Source organism: Streptomyces sp. RerS4, assembly GCF_023515955.1.
Classification (GTDB): domain Bacteria; phylum Actinomycetota; class Actinomycetes; order Streptomycetales; family Streptomycetaceae; genus Streptomyces.
Genome location: NZ_CP097322.1, coordinates 4686333 through 4706088 on the forward strand (window position 1 = coordinate 4686333; position 19756 = coordinate 4706088).

The 19756-nt window shown below is 72.4% G+C and carries 22 protein-coding genes; 10 read left to right on the forward strand and 12 right to left on the reverse strand.

Translation table 11 applies throughout. The features are described from left to right. Window positions 1-110: 110 nt before the first annotated feature. The 3 genes from M4D82_RS21905 (at window position 111) to M4D82_RS21915 (ending at window position 2919) form a co-directional block, all read left to right on the forward strand. Window positions 111-1487 carry a S1C family serine protease gene (locus M4D82_RS21905; protein ID WP_349637084.1) on the forward strand — a complete coding sequence of 459 codons (1377 nt, stop codon included), beginning with the start codon at window positions 111-113 and terminating at the stop codon, window positions 1485-1487. Window positions 1488-1607: 120 nt separating this feature from the next. Beyond that, window positions 1608-2045 carry a sec-independent translocase gene (locus tag M4D82_RS21910; protein ID WP_249767661.1) on the forward strand — a complete coding sequence of 146 codons (438 nt, stop codon included), beginning with the start codon at window positions 1608-1610 and terminating at the stop codon, window positions 2043-2045. Between the two features lie 142 nt (window positions 2046-2187). Continuing rightward, the gene (locus M4D82_RS21915) at window positions 2188-2919 is read left to right on the forward strand and encodes a hypothetical protein (protein WP_249767662.1); all 732 of its coding nucleotides are present in this window, start codon (window positions 2188-2190) and stop codon (window positions 2917-2919) included. A 77-nt stretch (window positions 2920-2996) separates the two neighbouring features. Here the strand turns inward: M4D82_RS21915 and M4D82_RS21920 are convergent, their stop codons facing one another. From M4D82_RS21920 to M4D82_RS21930, 3 genes are all read right to left on the reverse strand, one after another. Further along, window positions 2997-4157, reverse strand: a complete 1161-nt coding sequence (locus M4D82_RS21920) for an Mrp/NBP35 family ATP-binding protein (RefSeq protein ID WP_249767663.1) — start codon at window positions 4155-4157, stop codon at window positions 2997-2999. A gap of 42 nt (window positions 4158-4199) precedes the next feature. Further along, a complete protein-coding gene (locus M4D82_RS21925; protein ID WP_502989080.1) occupies window positions 4200-4775 on the reverse strand; it encodes a DUF1003 domain-containing protein in 576 nt (191 codons plus the stop codon). Window positions 4776-4872: 97 nt separating this feature from the next. After that, window positions 4873-6144 carry a magnesium transporter MgtE N-terminal domain-containing protein gene (locus M4D82_RS21930; protein ID WP_249767664.1) on the reverse strand — a complete coding sequence of 424 codons (1272 nt, stop codon included), beginning with the start codon at window positions 6142-6144 and terminating at the stop codon, window positions 4873-4875. A gap of 201 nt (window positions 6145-6345) precedes the next feature. Here M4D82_RS21930 and M4D82_RS21935 point away from each other — a divergent pair, with 201 nt between their 5' ends. Beyond that, window positions 6346-7188 (forward strand): hypothetical protein, encoded by an 843-nt coding sequence (locus M4D82_RS21935; protein ID WP_249767665.1) that lies wholly within the window; start codon window positions 6346-6348, stop codon window positions 7186-7188. Between the two features lie 15 nt (window positions 7189-7203). Here the strand turns inward: M4D82_RS21935 and M4D82_RS21940 are convergent, their stop codons facing one another. Both M4D82_RS21940 and M4D82_RS21945 read right to left on the reverse strand, forming a co-directional pair. Beyond that, on the reverse strand, window positions 7204-7716 hold the full coding sequence (locus M4D82_RS21940) for a hypothetical protein (RefSeq protein ID WP_249767666.1): 513 nt from the start codon (window positions 7714-7716) through the stop codon (window positions 7204-7206). A 32-nt stretch (window positions 7717-7748) separates the two neighbouring features. Next, a complete protein-coding gene (locus M4D82_RS21945; RefSeq protein ID WP_249767667.1) occupies window positions 7749-8864 on the reverse strand; it encodes a magnesium and cobalt transport protein CorA in 1116 nt (371 codons plus the stop codon). A 379-nt stretch (window positions 8865-9243) separates the two neighbouring features. Here M4D82_RS21945 and M4D82_RS21950 point away from each other — a divergent pair, with 379 nt between their 5' ends. The 4 genes from M4D82_RS21950 to M4D82_RS21965 all read left to right on the forward strand — a co-directional run bounded on the left by M4D82_RS21950 (window position 9244) and on the right by M4D82_RS21965 (window position 12248). Next, window positions 9244-9828 carry a suppressor of fused domain protein gene (locus M4D82_RS21950; protein ID WP_249767668.1) on the forward strand — a complete coding sequence of 195 codons (585 nt, stop codon included), beginning with the start codon at window positions 9244-9246 and terminating at the stop codon, window positions 9826-9828. A 131-nt stretch (window positions 9829-9959) separates the two neighbouring features. Continuing rightward, window positions 9960-10613, forward strand: coding sequence for a DUF6758 family protein (locus tag M4D82_RS21955; protein WP_249767669.1), 654 nt, complete (start codon window positions 9960-9962; stop codon window positions 10611-10613). 97 nt (window positions 10614-10710) lie between these two features. Then, window positions 10711-11577, forward strand: a complete 867-nt coding sequence (locus M4D82_RS21960; protein WP_249767670.1) for a PHP domain-containing protein — start codon at window positions 10711-10713, stop codon at window positions 11575-11577. 65 nt (window positions 11578-11642) lie between these two features. Further along, the gene (locus M4D82_RS21965; RefSeq protein ID WP_249767671.1) at window positions 11643-12248 is read left to right on the forward strand and encodes a MarC family protein; all 606 of its coding nucleotides are present in this window, start codon (window positions 11643-11645) and stop codon (window positions 12246-12248) included. An 84-nt stretch (window positions 12249-12332) separates the two neighbouring features. On the opposite strand, the gene M4D82_RS21970 is transcribed toward M4D82_RS21965, so the two are convergent. From M4D82_RS21970 to M4D82_RS21980, 3 genes are all read right to left on the reverse strand, one after another. Further along, entirely contained in the window at window positions 12333-12485 is a 153-nt protein-coding gene (locus tag M4D82_RS21970; protein WP_249767672.1) for a DUF8834 family protein, read from the reverse strand. Between the two features lie 94 nt (window positions 12486-12579). After that, entirely contained in the window at window positions 12580-13440 is an 861-nt protein-coding gene (locus M4D82_RS21975; RefSeq protein WP_249767673.1) for an alpha/beta fold hydrolase, read from the reverse strand. 90 nt (window positions 13441-13530) lie between these two features. Then, window positions 13531-15510, reverse strand: coding sequence for a DEAD/DEAH box helicase (locus tag M4D82_RS21980; protein ID WP_502988981.1), 1980 nt, complete (start codon window positions 15508-15510; stop codon window positions 13531-13533). A 469-nt stretch (window positions 15511-15979) separates the two neighbouring features. On the opposite strand from M4D82_RS21980, the gene M4D82_RS21985 reads away from it, so the two are divergent. Next, window positions 15980-16738, forward strand: a complete 759-nt coding sequence (locus M4D82_RS21985; protein ID WP_249767674.1) for a ferritin-like fold-containing protein — start codon at window positions 15980-15982, stop codon at window positions 16736-16738. Window positions 16739-16832: 94 nt separating this feature from the next. Here the strand turns inward: M4D82_RS21985 and M4D82_RS21990 are convergent, their stop codons facing one another. The 4 genes from M4D82_RS21990 to M4D82_RS22005 form a co-directional block, all read right to left on the reverse strand. After that, window positions 16833-17135, reverse strand: a complete 303-nt coding sequence (locus tag M4D82_RS21990; RefSeq protein WP_249767675.1) for a hypothetical protein — start codon at window positions 17133-17135, stop codon at window positions 16833-16835. Between the two features lie 117 nt (window positions 17136-17252). Then, window positions 17253-17480, reverse strand: a complete 228-nt coding sequence (locus M4D82_RS21995; protein ID WP_249767676.1) for a DUF3107 domain-containing protein — start codon at window positions 17478-17480, stop codon at window positions 17253-17255. Window positions 17481-17619: 139 nt separating this feature from the next. Then, a complete protein-coding gene (locus M4D82_RS22000; RefSeq protein WP_249767677.1) occupies window positions 17620-18258 on the reverse strand; it encodes a TetR/AcrR family transcriptional regulator in 639 nt (212 codons plus the stop codon). 147 nt (window positions 18259-18405) lie between these two features. After that, a complete protein-coding gene (locus M4D82_RS22005; RefSeq protein ID WP_249767678.1) occupies window positions 18406-18618 on the reverse strand; it encodes an Rv3202a family protein in 213 nt (70 codons plus the stop codon). Between the two features lie 141 nt (window positions 18619-18759). Between M4D82_RS22005 and M4D82_RS22010 the strand changes: the two genes are divergently transcribed. Further along, on the forward strand, window positions 18760-19755 hold the full coding sequence (locus tag M4D82_RS22010; protein ID WP_249767679.1) for an alpha/beta fold hydrolase: 996 nt from the start codon (window positions 18760-18762) through the stop codon (window positions 19753-19755). Window position 19756 lies beyond the last annotated feature (1 nt).

Consider the following 19756-nt stretch of genomic DNA (forward strand, 5'->3'; position numbering starts at 1 on the left):
CCGAGGAACCGGGCCCCCTGGGCCCCTTGGCCCCCAGGGGGCCCCGGTACCTGGTTGAATCGACGGGAGGTGCGCCCCGTGCGGCGCGACAGGCCCGCGGGGAGCGTTCCATGTCCGACAGTCAGCAGACCGAACCGTCTCCGTCGTGGTGGAGCCGGCCCCAGCCCCCGACGCCCCCGCCCCCGTCGCCCGAGCCCGCGGCGCACGTCCCGACCGACCGCCCGCCGGCCGGCGAGGGCCCGACCGGCGAGGGCCGGGTCGGGGCGGCGGGCCCTGGCGCTCCCGACACCTTCGCGGTGCTCGATGTCGCGCCGGGTCCCGGTCCGCGTTACGACCCCTGGGCCGATACCCCGCTCCAGCCGGCCGACCCCGGCAAGGCCCGCCGGGCCCCCGGCCTCGGGCGGGCGCTGGCCTTCGCGACCGTCGTCGCCCTCCTCGCGGGCGGAGTCGGCGGTTACCTGGGCATCCTCGCCGAGCGCGCCGGCAACACCCGCCTGGAGCTCCCCCAGGCCGCCGCCGAGCACAAGAACCGGGCCCCCGACAGCGTGGCCGGCATCGCCGCCACCGCCCTGCCCGGCGTGGTCACCCTGCACGTGCGCGGCGGCGGGGGCGGCGGCACCGGGACCGGGTTCGTCCTCGACGACCAGGGCCACATCCTGACCAACAACCACGTCGTCGCCGGCGCCAAGGACATAACGGTCACCTTCAGCACCGGTGAGAGCGTCGTCGCCGAGCTGGTCGGCCGCGACAGCGGCTACGACCTGGCCGTCGTGAAGGTCTCCGGCGTGCGCGGCCTGCGCCCCCTGGCGCTCGGGAACTCGGAGAACGTCCAGGTCGGCGACCCGGTGGTGGCCATCGGCGCCCCCTTCGACCTGTCCAACACCGTCACCGCCGGCATCATCAGCGCCACCGGACGCCCCATCACCGCGGGCGGCGACAAGGGCGACGGCAGCGACATCAGCTACGTCGACGCCCTCCAGACGGACGCCCCCATCAACCCGGGCAACTCCGGCGGCCCCCTCCTGGACTCCCGCGCCCACGTCATCGGCATCAACAGCGCGATCCGCGGCGCCGACAAGGGCGAGGACGGCGACGGCGGGCGCCAGAGCGGCAGCATCGGCCTCGGCTTCGCCATCCCGGTCAACCAGGGCAAGCGCGTCGCCGAGGAGCTGATCCGCACCGGTCACGCCACCCACCCGGTCATCGGAGTCACCCTCGACATGCAGTACACGGGCGACGGAGCCCGGGTCGGCGCCAAGGGCGAGGACGGCAAGCCTTCCGTGGTCGCGGGCGGCCCCGGAGCCCGCGCCGGAATCCGGCCCGACGACGTGATCACGAAGGTGGACGGGGTCCGCGTCCACGGCGGGGACGAGCTGATCATCAAGATCAGGGCCCATCGCCCCGGTGATCGCCTCACCCTGACCGTGCTCCGCGAGGGCAGGGAGCGCACGCTGGACGTGGTACTCGGTTCGGCGGACGGATCATGACACGAATGGCGCGTGACGCCGGGGTGAATCCCGAAGTGGGATAGCACCGGCGTAGGGGAGCGCGGGCATCGCCGGGTACCGTTGACCAGGCCCGCATGGAGAGAGTCGAGGAGCGGCAAGGTGTTCAACGACATAGGCGCACTCGAACTGGTCACGATCGTGGTGCTCGCCATCCTCATCTTCGGTCCGGACAAGCTGCCGAAGGTGATCCAGGACATCAGCGGCGTGATCCGCAAGATCCGCTCGTTCTCCGACAGCGCCAAGCAGGACATCCGCTCCGAACTGGGCCCGGAGTTCAAGGACTTCGAGTTCGAGGACCTCAACCCGAAGAACTTCATCCGCAAGCAGCTCACGGAGAACGAGGACCTCAAGGAGATCCGCACGAGCTTCGACCTCCGCAAGGAGCTGAACGACGTCACGGACGCCGTCAACAGCAAGGAGGCCGCGCCGGCCCCGGCCGCCGCCACGCCCGCCGTCGCGGGCGGTCCCGACCTGCTGAAGAAGCCCGCCGCCCCGGCCCCCGAGGCCCGTACCCCCTTCGACGCCGACGCCACCTGAGTCGCGGCCTGCCCGGCGATCCGGGGGGCGGATGGCTATCCTCCATCTGTTGTCCGGACCGAGGACGCCCGACGGAGGGGGTCCCCCCAGCGACGCGAGGGGGAGGGCCGTTCCGGACCCCACGGAACGAGAGGCCGCCCTGATGGAGACGACGAGCAGTAGCCGGGTGGGTACGCAGCCCGCCGAAGCCCCCGCCGCCGAACCCCCCGAGTCCGAGCAGACCCCGCCGCCGGCCCCGCCCCCGGCGCCGCCCCAGGAGCCCGCCGCGCCCGTCCCGGCGGCCCGCCGGGCGGCGGAACGGTTCCTGGCCGCCGACTTCCCCTGGTACGGGCTGGACGGCGCCTTCACCGGCCCCCGCTGGCTCATGCAGGTCGGCACCGGAGCCGACGGCACCGTCGAGCACGGCTCCACCGGCCACGGCGACGAGCCGTCCGCCCGGGGCGAGATCGCCACCGGCGAGAAGGAGCGGTTCGCGGTGGTGGTCACCGTCGCCGGCAACCCCAACCGTCGCAGCGGCGACGGCACCGGCGTCCTGGAGGCCACCTCCGTCGCCTCCGCCGCCTGGCTGGCCGGCTCCGGGCTGCTCGCCTACAGCTGGCCGCAGCAGATGGACCACAGCCTGCGCGACCACTGGCTCGACCAGCAGACCGAGGCGGCGTGGGAACTCGCCGACGACCTCACGGGTCCCGACTGGTCGACGCTGTCACTGCCCGTGGACGGGGAGCCGACGCCCTTCCACTACCGCGAGTCCGAGTTCGGCTGGGTGCTGGCCGGCTCCACCGGACGCGGCGTCCACCTGGGCGCGTACGGGCGCGGCATGAGCGCGTACGGGCTCGGCTTCTGCGCGATCGCGGACCTCGGCACGTACGAGTAGCCCGGCCGGTCGTCCCGTACGCCGCGCCCATGCGAAAGGCACCGTTGGACATCCAACGGTGCCGTCGCGGGTGGAGCTCAGAACTTGTTGCGCGGGGTGATGCCCAGGGACATGCCCGACAGGCCGCGGGCGCGGCCGCCCAGCTTGCCCGCGATCGCGCGCAGCGCGGCGCCCGCAGGGGAGTCGGGGTCGGACAGCACGACCGGCTTGCCGTCGTCGCCGCCCTCGCGCAGCCGCACGTCGATCGGGATGGTGCCGAGGACCGGCACGCTCGCGCCGACCGTCTTCGTCAGCCCGTCGGCGACCTTCTGGCCACCGCCGGAGCCGAAGACGTCGACCATCTCGTCGCAGTGCGGGCACGGCAGGCCCGACATGTTCTCGACGACGCCGACGATCTTCTGGTGGGTCTGCACGGCGATCGAGCCGGCCCGCTCCGCGACCTCGGCCGCCGCCTGCTGCGGGGTGGTCACGACGAGGATCTCCGCGTTCGGCACGAGCTGGGCGACCGAGATCGCGATGTCACCGGTGCCCGGCGGCAGGTCCAGCAGCAGCACGTCCAGGTCACCCCAGAACACGTCCGCGAGGAACTGCTGGAGCGCCCGGTGCAGCATCGGGCCGCGCCAGACCACGGGGGCGTTGCCCGGGGTGAACATGCCGATCGAGATGACCTTCACACCGTTGGCGGACGGCGGCATGATCATGTTCTCGACCTGGGTCGGGCGGCCGTCGACGCCGAGCATGCGCGGCACGCTGTGGCCGTAGATGTCCGCGTCCACGACGCCGACCTTCAGCCCGTCGGCGGCCATGGCGGCGGCCAGGTTGACCGTGACCGAGGACTTGCCGACGCCGCCCTTGCCGGACGCGACCGCGTAGACGCGCGTCAGGGAGCCCGGCTTGGCGAACGGCACCTCGCGCTCGGCGGTGCCGCCGCGCAGGGTGGCCGCCAGCTCCTTGCGCTGCTCGTCGCTCATCACGTCGAGGGTGACGGTGACGGTGGTGACGCCCGGGACCTTCTCGACGGCCTCGGTGACGTTCTTGGTGATGGTCTCGCGCATGGGGCAGCCCGACACGGTGAGGTAGACCGTGACGGCGACGGCGCCGCCCTCGCCGATCTCCACCGATTTGACCATGCCGAGTTCGGTGATCGGCCGGTGGATCTCGGGGTCGTTCACCGTCGCCAGCGCGTCCAGGATCGCGTCCTGCTCGGGCACGGCGGCGGAGCTTGTGTCGGTAGCCATGTCCCGATGGTACGGCTCGGTAGCCTGCCCGAGGAAAGCCCGCTAGCGGTCGCCTTCGTCACTCTCCGACGGGAATAGCCGCCGCTCGTCCATCTCCTTGATCAGGTCCTGGAACTCCGACCGGATCCAGTCGCGCGTCGCGACCTCGCCGAGACCCATCCGCAGGGCGGCGATCTCCCGCGTCAGGTATTCGGTGTCCGCGATGGACCGCTCGTTCTGCTTGCGGTCCTGCTCGTGCGTGACGCGGTCGCGGTCGTCCTGCCGGTTCTGCGCGAGCAGGATCAGCGGGGCGGCGTAGGACGCCTGCAGGGACAGCATCAGCGTCAGGAAGATGAAGGGGTACCGGTCCCAGCGCAGGTGGTCGGGGGCGAAGATGTTCCACAACACCCACACCACGATGACCAGGGTCATCCAGACGATGAACCGGCCCGTGCCGAGGAAGCGGGCGACCCGCTCCGACAGCCGGCCGAAGGCCTCCGGGTCGTACTCCGGCAGCAGTCTGCGGCGCGACGGGCGCGGTACGTCCAGCCGTACGCGCGTGCGCGACAGCGCGCTCGCCCCCGCGAGGGAGCCGGCCCGCGCCCGCTCGGCGGAACGTTCCGGCCGATCGGTGCGCAGCCGCTCCGCCGCCTCCTCCAGCCGCTCCGACAAACCCTCGCGGGCGTGCTCGCGCCGCTCCCGACGCCGCTCGCGACCCGCCTCCGCGCGGTTGCGGTCAGTGCCCACGTACGGCCTCCTCGGAGTGGAAGTCCGTCTCGCGCCAGTCGTCCGGCAGGAGGTGGTCCAGTACGTCGTCGACGGTGACGGCGCCCAGCAGCGAGCCGCTCTCGTCGACGACGGGCACCGCGACCATGTTGTACGCGGCCAGGTAGCTGGTCACCACGGGCAGCGAGGCGTCCGGGCGCAGCGGCGGCAGGTCCGTGTCCACGATCGAGCTGACGAGGGTGAACGGCGGGTCCCGCAGCAGCCGCTGGAAGTGGACCGTGCCCAGGTACTTGCCGGTCGGCGTCTCGTCCGGCGGCCGGCACACGTAGACCTGCGCGGCCAGCGCCGGCGACAGGTCCGACTGGCGTACGCGGGCCAGCGCGTCGGCGACCGTCGCGTCGGGCCGCAGCACGATCGGCTCGGTGGTCATCAGGCCGCCCGCCGTGCGCTCCTCGTAGGACAGCAGGCGCCGAACGTCGGCCGCGTCGTCGGGCCGCATCAGGGTCAGCAGCCGCTCCTGGTCGTCCTCCGGCAGCTCGGAGAGCAGGTCGGCGGCGTCGTCCGGGTCCATGGCCTCCAGGACGTCGGCCGCGCGCTCCTCCTTCAGCTTGCCGAGGATCTCCACCTGGTCGTCCTCGGGCAGCTCCTCCAGGACGTCCGCGAGCCGGTCGTCGTCGAGGGCGTTGGCCACCTCGGCGCGCCGCTTCGGCGTCAGGTGGTGCAGGACGTTCGCGAGGTCGGCCGGGCGCATCTGCTCGAAGGTGGCGACCAGGCTCTCGGCGCCCTGCCCGTGCTCCTCCAGCGAGAAACCGGTGACCGCCGACCACTCGACGGTCAGCGTCTCGCCCCGACGGCGCAGGGCGCCGCCCTTGCCCTTGCGGACGAAGATCCGGTCGATCTCCCAGTCGCGGCGGGCCGGCAGCTGCTGGATGGCGACGTCGAGGACGGTGACCTCCTCGCCGGTGGCGACGAGGGTGACGCGGCGGTCGAGGAGTTCACCGAGGATCAGTCGCTCGGTGGGGCGCTGTTCGAAGCGCCGCATGTTGACCACACCGGTGGTGATGACCTGCCCGGACTCCACCCCGGTCACCCGGGTCATGGGCAGGAAGATCCGGCGCCGGCTCACGACCTCGACGACCAGCCCGAGCAGCCGGGGCGGGCGCCCGCCGACGCGCAGCATCGCGACGAGGTCGCGGACGCGGCCGACCTGGTCGCCGTTGGGGTCGAAGACGGGCACACCCGACAGATGCGAGACGAAGATCCGCGGGGCGCCTGCAGCCATACGAGCGCCTCCTGGTGCGTCCATCGACGGTCCTGTCGTGCCCCAGGCTAGCCCGTGCCGCCGGCAAGCGTCCTGGTGGGGCCGTCCGCCCGGGGGGCGCGGGGCCCGCGGTGAGGGCGTGGCGGGGGTCCGGTGGAGGCGGCCCCCGCGCCGGGTACGCTGCCTGCTGCCCGCAGACCCGCCGACGAGAGGCCCCCGCCCGTGACCGCCTACACCCCTGCCGCACGGCTGCGTCGGGCCGCCTTCATCGGCGCCCTCTGCGCGGGCCTCGCCGTCACCGGCACCGGTTGCGGCGGTGTCGTGGAGGATCCCGACAAGGGCACGAACGGCGTGGGCAAGCTCAGCGCCGACAAGATCGAGGACCAGGCGAAGGCCGCGGCCACGGGCGCGTCATCCGTCCACCTGTCGGGGACCCTGGTCAGCGGCGGGAAATCGTTCACGCTCGACATGCGGCTGAAGGCCGACGGCGGCTCCGGCGAGGTGAAGTCGCAGGACGACACCACCTTCCAGCTGCTGCGGGTCGGCGAGCAGCTGTACCTGAAGGCGGGCGCGGCCTTCTGGGGGACGTCGGACTCGGCCGGCAAGCTCGGCGACAAGTACGTGAAGGTCCCCGAGGGTGATCCCTCGTACAAGCAGTTCCGCGGCTTCACCGACATGCACGTCCTGCTCGACGGGCTCCTCGGCCTCCAGGGCAAGCTCACCAAGGGCGCCTACACGAAGGTCGGGCAGACCCGGGTGGTGCCGGTGTCGGCGGACGCGGGCAGGGGCGGCAAGCTGTCGGTGTCCCTGGACGGCACCCCGTACCCGCTGCTCATGGAGCGGGCGGGCGGCGCGGGCCGGGTGGAGCTGTCGGAGTGGGGCAAGCCCTTCCCGCTGGACCCGCCCTCGCAGGACCAGACCGTGGACTACGGCTCCCAACTGCCCACCACCAAGGACGGCAAGGGCGGCGCCGGCGCGGGCGGCGGCGCCGGTACGGGCACCCCGGCGCCCTCCAGGAGCGCCGGCTCCGGATCCGGCCAGGGCGCGAACCCCAGCGGCGGCTGAGCGCCCCTCAAGCGGTCAGCGCTTGTTCCTCTTGCGCTTCAGCAGCAGCTTCGGCAGGCCCGCCGGAATGGCCCGGCGGGTGATCGCCGAGGACGGCAGCGGGGCCGCGGCGAGCGAGACGACCGGCAGCTTCTCGGCGACGGCGACCGGCTCCAGACGCAGCAGCCGGCACTCCCGCGCCCACCGCTCCGTCATCCGTTCGGAGTCGGGCGCGTTCAGCCGCTTGCCCTTGAGCTCGGCGACGGCGTTCTGCCACGACTCGCTGCCGGGCGCGAGTTCCCGTACGGCCGCCGTCCAGGCGACGAGCCGGCCGCCCTTGTCCTTGCTGCGCACGGTCACCTCGGCAGCCGACCCGTCGGCGAGTCCCGGGAACGGCTGTTCACCCGGACCGTCGCCGAGCACGTGCGCGGCGCCGTCCACCCAGGCGTGCCACAGGGCCCGGTCGGCGCCCGCGCCGCGGACCCAGATCAGGCCGGACTTCTTGGAGGCCTCCTCGACGAGGGCCAGGTCGAGCGAGCTGAGAGTCATGCGCACAGGGTAGCCACCCGGCCGCGCGCGGCCTACAGCCAGCCGTGGCGTCGCAGGGCGCGGTGGATGGTGAAACAGATCCCGACGATGGAGGCCATCACCATCGGGTAGCCGTACTTCCAGTGGAGCTCCGGCATGTGCTCGAAGTTCATCCCGTACACCCCGCAGATCATCGTGGGCACGGCGATGATGGCCGCCCAGGAGGTGATCTTGCGCATGTCCTCGTTCTGGGCGACGGTCGCCTGCGCGAGGTTGGCCTGGAGGATCGAGTTCAGCAGTTCGTCGAAGCCGATGACCTGCTCGTGCACCCGGGCGAGGTGGTCGGCCACGTCGCGGAAGTACTTCTGGATGTCCGGGTCGACCAGCCGCATGGGCCGCTCGCTCAGCAGCTCCATCGGCCGCAGCAGCGGGGACACCGCCCGCTTGAACTCCATGACCTCGCGCTTGAGCTGGTAGATGCGGCCCGCGTCTCCGCCCCGGACGGCGCCCTTGGCGGGGGCGGCGAAGACGTCGCTCTCCACCTCGTCGATGTCGTCCTGCACGGCCGCGGCGACCGCGATGTAGCCGTCCACGACGTGGTCGGCGAGGGAGTGCAGTACGGCCGAGGGGCCGCGCGAGAGCAGCTCGGGGTCGCCCTGGAGGCGGTGGCGCAGGCCCTTGAGGGAACCCTGCCCGCCGTGCCGGACGGTGATGACGAAGTCGGGGCCGGTGAAGCACATCACCTCGCCGGTCTCCACGACCTCGCTGGTCGCGGTGAGTTCGGCGTGCTCGACGTAGTGGATGGTCTTGAAGACCGTGAAGAGGGTGTCGTCGTAACGTTCCAGCTTGGGCCGCTGGTGCGCGTGCACCGCGTCCTCGACGGCGAGCGGGTGCAGCCCGAACTCGGCGGCGATCCCCGCGAACTCGGCCTCGGTCGGCTCGTGCAGCCCGATCCAGGCGAAGCCGCCCGCCTCGCGCACGCGCCGCATCGCCTCGCGCGGCGACAGGCAGGCGGTCCCCTCCACGCGTCGGCCGTCGCGGTAGACGGCGCAGTCGACGACCGCGCTGCTGGCGGAGGGGTCGCGGGTGGTGTCGTAGCCGGGCAGGACGGGGGTGGACCGGCGCAGGGCGGGACGGACGGCGGCACGGAGGTAGGGCAGCATCGACATGGCAGGCTCCTTCGCGCGCACGGCTGCGAGCCGTACGGGTGGGAGGCCCTCCGTGAGCGCGGGCGGGCGGACCCGGGCGGACGGAAGGAAACAGGACGGGAGGACAAACGTTCTGCCGTCGCTCTTCTACTGATGATCAGACGATCACAGGGGGCGGAAAGTGCCCGCCGGCGAAGCGGAAGAGCGATCGGTACTGCACGATCGACTTCGATCCATCGCAGCCCCACCTCCTCCGGCCGGTCCTCCGTGGAGGACGTCCTGTCGCCGGAGCGCCGAGACGTGCTTCTGCACGCGGCCCCGAACAGCTGTCAACACTATCAGCCGACGGATGGTCAGGGGCCGCCCTTTACCCGCCTGATACGAGTTCTATGCTCGGTCCATGGCAGAAATTCTGGCCCTCGTCGAGGCTCGACTGCGTGAAGCGTTCGGTGAACCCGACGCCCGCGCCGCCGTCACCTTCCTGGGCACCGACCGCATCGAGGTCCTCCGCTTCGCCTCCGACGACCTCGTCCGGTACGCGACGCTCGGCATGTCCGCGCACCCGATGACCGACCCCACCGACCCGGTCGCCGACCCCGTACGCGGACCCCGCGCCGAGCTGGTCCTGACCGTACGGGCCGGCCTCGCGCCCACCGACAAACTGCTGCGCCCCCTCGCGGTGCTGGCGGCCTCCCCGGTGGTCGAGGGGCTGATCGTGGCGCCCGGTGCCTCGCTGGACGTGGGCGAACCGCTCTGGGACGGGGCGCCGTTCAGCTCGGTCCTCGTCGCCGAGCCGGGCGGCCTCGTCGAGGACCTGCTCCTGGACGAGCCGATGGACCCCGTCCGCTTCCTGCCGCTGTTGCCGATGACGGCGAACGAGGCCGCCTGGAAGCGCGTCCACGGCGCCGCGGCCCTCCAGGAGCGCTGGCTCGCGCGCGGCACCGATCTGCGGGACCCTCTGCGTACGGCCGTCGCACTGGACTGACGTCGGACCGGACTGGCGCCGCACGGGACTGGCGCCGCACGGGACTGAGCCGCGCGCCCGCGGGTACGGATGACATCCGGACGGGTGATCGCGCCTTGACGGCGCGCCGGGCTGGGAGGAGCGTGCTTCTTATGAGGGGCGAACCGAGTTGCCCGAAGTGCGGTGGCCGGGTCCGAGCGCCCGGCCTGTTCGCCGACTCCTGGCAGTGCGCGGTGCACGGACCGGTCCATCCGCTACAGCCTGTCATCCCGCCCAGCGTCGAGGCCCTGGGCGTGGTGGTGAACCGTGCGCAGGTGCCGGTGTGGATGCCGTGGCCGCTGCCCGTGGGCTGGCTGTTCACCGGGATCGCGGCCGCCGGTGACGACCGCAGCGGAGGTCGGGCCACGGCCGTCGCCTGCTCGGGGCCGGGGCCGCTCGGCGGCATCGGCGAGCTGCTGCTGATCGCGGAGGAACTGGGCGTCGGGCTGGGCTCCCGCTTCGCCGGCATCGACGCGCCCGACCCGGGCCCGTACATCGACGTCTCGGCGCCGCCCCACGCGAAGGTCGTCGCGGCGGGCCGGCCGACGCCGCTGTGGCACGTCTCCGGGGCGCCGGACGACCGGGCCGTGTTCGCCGGCGAGGCGCGGGGGCTGTGGCTGTGGGCCGTGGTGTGGCCCGAGCAGTCGGGGCTCCTCATGTACGACGAACTGGTCCTGACCGACCTGCGCGACGCGGGCTCCGAGGTGGAGCTCCTGCCCTGCGGCGCCCTGAGCCCGCGCATCCTGAGCCCGGACGGCAAGGTGTGAGCCCACACCCCGCCCGACCAGGGCGGGGGCGGGACCGGGTCCGCGGCAGCGGTACCCTGGAGTGTCCCCCTGTCCGTCCGAACCCTGGAGCCCGGCTGTGCGCATCGACCTGCACACCCACTCCACCGCTTCCGACGGCACCGACACCCCCGCCGAGCTGGTGCGCAACGCGGCAGCCGCCGGGCTCGACGTGATCGCGCTGACCGATCACGACACCGTCGGGGGATACGCCGAGGCCATCGCCGCGCTGCCGGCCGGCTTGACCCTCGTGACGGGCGCGGAGCTCTCCTGCCGCCTCGACGGCGTCGGCATGCACATGCTGGCGTACCTCTTCGACCCCGAAGAGCCCGAGCTGTCCCGCGAGCGCGAACTCGTCCGCGACGACCGCACCCCCCGCGCCCAGACGATGATCGGCAAGCTCCGGTCGCTGGGCGTGGACATCACCTGGGAGCAGGTCTCGCGGATCGCGGGCGACGGCTCCGTCGGCCGGCCGCACATCGCCACCGCCCTGGTCGACCTGGGCGTCGTGCCCACCGTCTCCGACGCGTTCACGCCGGAGTGGCTCGCCGACGGCGGGCGCGCGTTCGCGCACAAGCACGAGCTGGACCCGTTCGACGCCATCCGCCTGGTCAAGGCGGCCGGTGGGGTCACCGTCTTCGCGCACCCGGCCGCCGTCAAGCGCGGCACCTGTGTGCCCGAGAGCGCGATAGCCGAGCTGGCCGCCGCCGGGCTCGACGGCATCGAGGTCGACCACATGGACCACGACGCGACCACGCGCGAGCGCCTGCGCGGCCTCGCGAAGGACCTGGGCCTGCTGACGACCGGCTCCAGCGACTACCACGGCAGCCGCAAGACCTGCCGGCTCGGCGAGTACACGACCGACCCCGAGATCTACGGCGAGATCACGCGCCGCGCCGCCGGGGCCTTCCCGGTTCCCGGCGCCGGTGGAGACGCCCGCGCCTGAGCGCCGCGCCCACCCCTTTCCCCACGCTCTTCTTTCGTCACACCCCTCTCCCGCAAGGCATCACTGTGTTTGATTTCGCCGTCTTCGGATCCCTTTTTCTCACGCTTTTTGTGATTATGGACCCCCCGGGGATCACGCCGATCTTCCTCGCCCTGACCTCCGGGCGGCCCGCCAAGGTCCAGCGCCGCATGGCGTGGCAGGCCGTCTGCGTGGCCTTCGGCGTCATCGCCATCTTCGGCATCTGCGGCCAGCAGATCCTGGACTACCTGCACGTCTCCGTGCCGGCGCTGATGATCGCGGGCGGTCTGCTGCTGCTCCTGATCGCCCTCGACCTGCTCACCGGCAAGACCGACGAGCCCAAGCAGACGAAGGACGTGAACGTCGCCCTCGTCCCGCTCGGCATGCCGCTGCTGGCCGGTCCCGGTGCGATCGTCTCCGTCATCCTGGCCGTGCAGAAGGCCGACGGGGTCACCGGTCAGGTGTCGGTGTGGTGCGCGATCCTCGCCATGCACCTCGTGCTGTGGCTCACCATGCGCTACTCGCTGGTGATCATCCGCGTCATCAAGGACGGCGGCGTCGTCCTGGTGACGCGGCTGGCGGGCATGATGCTGTCGGCCATCGCCGTCCAGCAGATCATCAACGGCGTGCTCCAGGTCGTACGCGGCGCCTGAACCCCGCCCCGCGCCCCGCGCACCGTACGCGCGCATGCGAACGCCCCCGCACCGTAGCTCGGTGCGGGGGCGTTTCGGGAAGCGTCAGGAGGACGCCGTCTCGGCCGGTCGGATCAGAATGCGCTGGCCGATCGAGGCGGCCTGCTGCACGATCCGGTTGACGGAGGCCGCGTCCACGACGGTGCTGTCCACGGCGGTTCCGTCGACATCGTCCAGGCGCAGAATCTCGAAGCGCACGGCTTCTCCCTTCGTCAGTGTTCTCCTTGCATAGGGATAACGAAGTGTAAACAGCAAACATTCCCTACGCTAAGGAAATTTTTTCCTTAGCTAACTACTGTCCGGTGGAGCGGTCCCAGAACGCCACTAGAGCATCGGCGGTGACCTGCGGATTCTCCGCATTGGGCGAGTGCTCCGCACCCTCGACGATCACCCGAGCCGCGCTCAAGCGCACCGCCATGTCGTCCATCAGCGGCACCGGCCACGCGTAGTCGACCTCCCCGGACAGCACCAGCTTCGGCAACGGCACGGCCGCCAGCTCCGCCACCCGGTCCGGCTCCGAGATCAGCACGCGCCCGGTGGCGATCAGCTGCTCCGGGACGGTGGCCATCCAGCGCTCCCGCAGGAAGGTCGCCAACTCCGGCGCGTCCGGATCCGTGTCCGGAGCGTCCTGGGAGCGCATCGCCGCCCAGACGGCCGCCATGTCGTCCCGCAGCTCCTCCAACGCCGCGACGAGCAGTCCCGTACGGGCCCGCTGGGCCTCCGTGATCGCGGCCGGGCCGCTGCTCATCAGGGTCAGGGAGGCGAAGCGCGCCGGGTCGCGCAGCACGGCGGCGCGCGCCACCAGACCGCCCAGCGAGTGCCCGACCAGGTGCATGGGGCCGGCGCCGTCGACCGCCGCCGCCTGCGCCAGGACGTCGGCCGCCAACTCCTCCAGCCCGTACGCGTCCTCCCTGCGCGGGCCCGGACTCTCGTGCTGGCCGCGCCCGTCGATGGCGAGCACCCGGTAGCCGGCCTTGGCGAGCGGCTCCAGCAGGGCGATGAAGTCCTCCTTGCTGCCGGTGAACCCGGGCACCAGCAGGGCGGTGCCGCGCACGGCCCCGCCCGCCTCGTGCACGGCGAACTCCCCGCGCGCGGTGTCCATACGGTAGGCGCGGGCCACGGACGGCAGGGTCAGAAGCGGCGGCTTGCTCATGCCCCGAGGCTACCGGTCCGTAGCCGCCCCCCACGAGAACGGCCCCGACCCCCTCGCAAGGGGATCGGGGCCGTACGTGACAACGGGGTCCTACGCCTCCGGCGCGGCCTCCGCGACCTTGCGGGTCCGGGTCCGGCGCGGCTTGACCGGGGCCTCCTCGGCGACCGGGGCCGCGGCGGCGGCGTCCGCCACCGGGGCGGCGGCGGCCTTGCGGGTCCGGGTGCGCTTCGGCTTGGCCGGAGCCTCCTCGGCGACCGGGGCCGCGGCGACCGGGGTGACCGGCGCGGCCTCGACCGTCTTGCGAGGCCGGGTCCGGCGCGCCCGGACCGGCTCCACCAGCGGCGGCATCTGGAAGTCGGGCTCGTCCACGACGGGCGCGACGACCCTACGGGCGCGCTTCGGCTTGACCGGAGCCTCCTCCACCACGGCGGCGACCGGTGCCACGGGGGCCACGACCTCGGCGGCGGGAGCGGCGGCGGCGACCTTGCGGGTCCGGGTCCGGCGCGGCGCGGCGACCGGAGCCTCCTCCACCGCGACGGCGACGGCGACGGGCGCCTCGGCCACGGCCGGAGCCTCGACCGCTGCGGCCTCGGCGATCACGGCGGCGGCGGCCTGCGCGCCCACCCGGGTCCGACGACGGCGCGGCCTGCGCGGCTCGTCGGCGGCGGGAGCGTCCACGGCCGGAGCCGCCACGCCCACGGCCTCGACGACCGGGGCCTCGACCACGGCCTCCGCGGCCGGTTCACCGGCGCGGGTCCGACGACGCTGACGCGGCGTACGGGTCCGGGCGGGACGCTCCTCGGTCACCACCGCGGCGGCGGCCGGACCGCGGCCGCCACGGCCACCGCGGCCGCCGGTCTCGCCCAGGTCCTCCAGCTCCTCGGCCTTCAGGCCGGCCCGCGTGCGCTCGGCGCGCGGCAGGACGCCCTTGGTGCCGGCGGGGATGTTCAGCAGCTCGTACAGGTGCGGGGACGTGGAGTACGTCTCCTCGGGCTCGTGGAAGTCGAGCTCCAGCGCCTTGTTGATGAGCTGCCAGCGCGGGATGTCGTCCCAGTCGACCAGGGTGACGGCCGTGCCCTTGTTGCCCGCGCGGCCCGTGCGGCCCACGCGGTGCAGGAAGGTCTTCTCGTCTTCCGGCGTCTGGTAGTTGATGACGTGGGTCACACCCTCGACGTCGATGCCGCGCGCGGCGACGTCGGTGCACACCAGCACGTCGACCTTGCCGTTGCGGAACGCGCGCAGCGCCTGCTCGCGCGCGCCCTGGCCGAGGTCGCCGTGGACGGCGCCGGAGGCGAAGCCGCGCTTCTCCAGCTGCTCGGCGATGTCGGCGGCGGTGCGCTTGGTGCGGCAGAAGATCATGGCGAGGCCACGGCCGTCGGCCTGCAGGATGCGGGAGACCAGCTCCGGCTTGTCCATGTTGTGCGCACGGAAGACGTGCTGCTTGATGTTGGCGACGGTCGCGCCCTCGCCGTCCTCGGAGACGGCGCGGATGTGCGTCGGCTGCGTCATGTACCGGCGGGCCAGACCGATGACGGCGCCCGGCATGGTGGCCGAGAACAGCATCGTCTGACGCTTGGCGGGCAGGTAGTTCATGATCTTCTCGACGTCGGGCAGGAAGCCCAGGTCGAGCATCTCGTCGGCCTCGTCCAGGACGAGCGCCTTGACGCGGGAGAGGTCGAGCTTCTTCTGTCCGGCCAGGTCGAGCAGTCGGCCGGGGGTGCCGACGATCACGTCGACGCCCTTCTTGAGGGCCTCGACCTGCGGTTCGTAGGCGCGGCCGCCGTATATGGCGAGGACGCGGACGTTACGGACCTTGCCGGCGGTCAGCAGGTCGTTGGTGACCTGGGTGCACAGCTCGCGGGTCGGAACGACGACGAGGGCCTGCGGGGCGTCGGTCAGCTGCTCGGGACGGGACCGGCCGGCCTCGACGTCCGCGGGGACGACGACCCGCTCCAGCAGCGGAAGGCCGAAACCGAGCGTCTTGCCGGTTCCGGTCTTCGCCTGGCCGATGACGTCCGTGCCGGAAAGGGCGACGGGGAGGGTCATCTCCTGGATCGGGAAGGGGGACACGATGCCGACGGCCTCAAGGGCCTCGGCCGTCTCGGGAAAGATCCCAAGGTCTCGGAACGTAGTCAGGGTGCTGCCTCTTCTGTGAGACGCGGCGCGAGGCGGCGAGGGGGGTCGTACCGTGCCGGGCTTGCAGTACTGCGCCCACCCGGGATCGGGGGAGCCGTGCGAAGCTGCGCGGGACCACTGGCCTTCGCTCAAGCGCTTGTGCCGCTGAGGGGGCCCCTCGTGCGGAGGCGGTACGCATGGACGTACGCACCGCACCGAGGGCGGTCGGGTTGGAGCCGATCGGGCCACCGACCGGGCATCCTCATTCGGATGGCCCGCCGAGTATCCGGCAGGCGCATTACCACTGTACCCCGGAATCGCGCAGCTGTGTTGGGTGAATTCACCAGGTAGGCGTGTTTAGGCAGGCCAAGAGCGCAAAGGTCTGGTGGTCGGTGAGGCCTATCGGACGGCTATTGTGCGGAGCATGTCGACCGTTGAAAACGCATCTCCCGCCGACGACAGCACCCCCGCCCAAGGGGCGGGCATCGCCGCCCAGGACTGGGCGGCCGCCTCGGCCTCGCCGCAGTACCGGGCCGCCGTCGTGGACCTGCTCGGCGCGCTGGCGTACGGAGAGCTCGCGGCCTTCGAGCGCCTCGCCGAGGACGCGAAGCTCGCGCCCACCCTCGCGGACAAGGCGGAGCTGGCGAAGATGGCCTCCGCCGAGTTCCACCACTTCGAGCGGCTGCGCGACCGGCTCGCGGCGATCGACGCCGAGCCGACCGCCGCGATGGAGCCCTTCGCCAAGGGCGTCGACGACTTCCACCGCCAGACCGCCCCGTCGGACTGGCTGGAAGGCCTGGTCAAGGCCTATGTCGGCGACTCCATCGCCAGTGACTTCTACCGCGAGGTGGCCAGCCACCTCGACACCGACACCCGCGCGCTGGTCGTCGGCGTCCTCGACGACACCGGCCACGGCGGCTTCGCCGTCGAGAAGGTGCGCGCCGCGATCGAGGCCGACCCGCGCGTCGGCGGCCGGCTCGCGCTGTGGGCGCGACGGCTGATGGGCGAGGCGCTCTCGCAGGCGCAGCGGGTGGTCGCCGAACGCGACGCCCTGTCGACCATGCTGGTCGGCGGCGTCGACGGAATGGCGGCGGGCTTCGACCTGGCGGCCGTCGGCGAGATGTTCACCCGGATCACCAAGGCCCACACCAAGCGGATGGCCGCACTGGGCCTGGCGGCCTGATCCGGCGGCCCTCCCTGGACAGCCGGACAGCTAGACAGCGCGCTTGGAGCCGGGTCCCGACGGGGGCTCGGCTCCGGCGCCGCGCGAGCGGCGCTCAGCCGCGCGACGCCACGGAAAGCGGAGCGCGGTGAGGGGACCTCCCGGAACGGGAGGCCGGCCGCAGCAACAGGGACAGGACCACCACCGACACGCCGACGCCGCCCAGCAGGGTCGCGAGGAGCGTGTTGTGCCCCGGGCCCAGCGACATGTGCGTGAGATACGCCCCGAAGAGCGCGCCCGCCACCCCGCTGACCAGGACCGTTCTGGTGGAGGGAAGTCGCGTCGCGAGTAGGCGGACGGCGACCCCCGCCAGCGCGAGGCCCAGCAGACCGGAGCCGAGCGCCTCCATCAGCAGCATCTGGCCACTCCCATACGTCAGGGCAAACCGGGTCACTGCCGTCCTACCCGAAGCGGAAGAACGGGAAACGGCCCGGCGGAACCAACCGCCGGGCCGTTTCTCTCGGTTCTCGGTGCCTCAGAGCGCTCCGAAGCCCACCTTGCGCACGCTCGGCTCGCCCAGGTCGACGTACGACAGGCGGTCCGACGGCACGAGGACCTTGCGGCCCTTGTTGTCGGTGAGGCTCAGCAGCGGCGACTGGCCGGACAGCGCGGCGGCGACGATGCTCTCCAGCTCCTCGGCGCTCAGGTCGCTCTCCAGCACGATCTCCCGGGGTGCGTGCTGCACGCCGATCTTGACCTCCACGGCTTTGTCCCTCCGACGGTCCGGTTCGCGCGATCAGCCGCGCCGTACCCGGTCCACATTAGCCCGGAGAGGCGACACGATCGGCTCCCGGCGGACACGCTCGCAGCGAACAGCGGCCGGTCAGGCACCCGTGAGCCGCTCAGGCCTCCGTGCCGTGCAGCGGGAAACCGGCGATACCGCGCCAGGCCAGCGACGTCAGCAGACCGACCGCCGTGTCCCGGGCCACCGGGCTCTCGCTGGAGAGCCAGTACCGCGCCACGACCTGCGAGACCCCGCCCAGGCCCACGGCCAGCAGCATCGACTCGTCCTTCGACAGGCCGGTGTCCTCGGCGATCACGTCCGAGATGGCCTCCGCGCACTGGAGCGAGACCCGGTCGACGCGCTCACGCACGGCCGGCTCGTTCGTGAGGTCCGACTCGAAGACCAACCGGAACGCGCCGCCCTCGTCCTCGACGTACGCGAAGTAGGCGTCCATCGTCGCGGCCACGCGCAGCTTGTTGTCGCTGGTCGATTCGAGCGCCGTGCGCACGGCCAGCAACAGGGCCTCGCAGTGCTGGTCCAGCAGGGCCAGGTACAGGTCGAGCTTGCCGGGGAAGTGCTGGTAGAGCACCGGCTTGCTGACGCCGGCCCGCTCCGCGATGTCGTCCATCGCCGCTGCGTGGTAGCCCTGCGCGACGAACACCTCCTGGGCCGCGCCCAGGAGCTGGTTGCGCCGGGCACGGCGCGGCAGTCGCGTGCCCCGCGGACGCGCTGCCTCGGTCTGCTCGATGGCTGTCACGCCGCCTCCCACTTTCTCTAAGAACACAGTGCGCTCTGCGCCGCGCGGCCATCGTACTTTTCGGTAACCGAATCTGGTGGGTTCAAGCCGAGTTTTCTCGCGGTGCGGACCGCCCGGACACAGCCCGGACACGCTGGTCAGCGGTGCTCAGCGGTAGTCCTCCTCGTCCAGCGGAACCACCCGGGCCTGTTCCGCCGCGTCGGCGTCGGCGGCCTCGCCGGGCAGGGGGGTCACCTCGTCGTCGTCCTGCGGTTGGAGGTCGGTGTGCTGTTCGGCGGCGTCCGCCTCCGGGGCCTCGTCGTCGAGGCCGTCAGGGATCTGCTCGCGGAAGGTGTCCGGTTCCGCAGGGTCGACAGTCATCGGGCTCCCCTCGCCTTCCCTCGTCTCCCTACGAGCCTAGGAGGATCGGGGGTGCGCCGCCAGACGGCCCGTGACCGCCCTGTGACTGTCAACACAAGCGAAGACAAGGGCCTCGGCGTGATCACCTCGTAACATTGCCCCATGTCTTCGACCGAGCTGCCGGGCGTACGGTCCACCGCCGCGCCGACCTCCCAGACGGAGGCGTTCCGGGTGGACGGGGGAGAGCGGCTGCGCACCGTCGCCCTGCCCGGCCTGGAGATGAACGTACGTTTCCGGCCACCGGTACGCGAGGGCCTGGCGCCCGCGCTCTTCGTGCACGGACTCGGCGGCTCCTCGCAGAACTGGTCGGCGCTCATGGAGCAGCTGGCCGACAGCCTCGCCGGCGAGGCCGTCGACCTCCCCGGCTTCGGCTGGTCCCCGCCGCCGGCCGACCGGGACTACTCCGTGACCGCGCACGCCCGCGCCGTCATCCGGTGCCTCGACGCCGCCGGGCGCGGTCCGGTCCACCTCTTCGGCAACTCCCTCGGCGGGGCCGTCGCCACGCGCGTCGCGGCCGTCCGGCCCGACCTCGTACGCACCCTGACGCTGGTCTCGCCCGCCCTGCCCGAACTGCGCGTGCAGCGCTCGGCCGTCCCCACCGCCCTGCTGGCGGTGCCCGGGATGGCCGCGCTGTTCGGGCGCCTCGCGGCGGGGTTGACCGCCGAGCAGCGCACCCGAGGGGTGACGGACCTCTGTTACGGAGACCCCTCACGGGTGACGCCGGAGGGCTTCGCGCACGCCGTCGAGGAGATGGAACGGCGGATGGCCCTGCCGTACTTCTGGGAGGCGATGACGCGTTCCTCGCGCGGGATCGTCGACGCGTACACCCTCGGCGGGCAACACGGACTGTGGCGCCAGGCCGGGAGGGTGCTCGCGCCGACCCTGTTGGTCTACGGTGGCCGGGACCAACTGGTCTCGTACCGTATGGCGCGCAAGGCCGCCTCGGCCTTCCGGGGTTCGCGGTTGCTGTGCCTGCCCGAAGCCGGGCACGTGGCGATGATGGAGTACCCCGAGGTGGTCGCGGCCGCGTTCCGGGAGCTGGCGCGCGACACCGACCGGGACACCACCGACCGAGACACCGCAGACGGCAAGGGCTGAC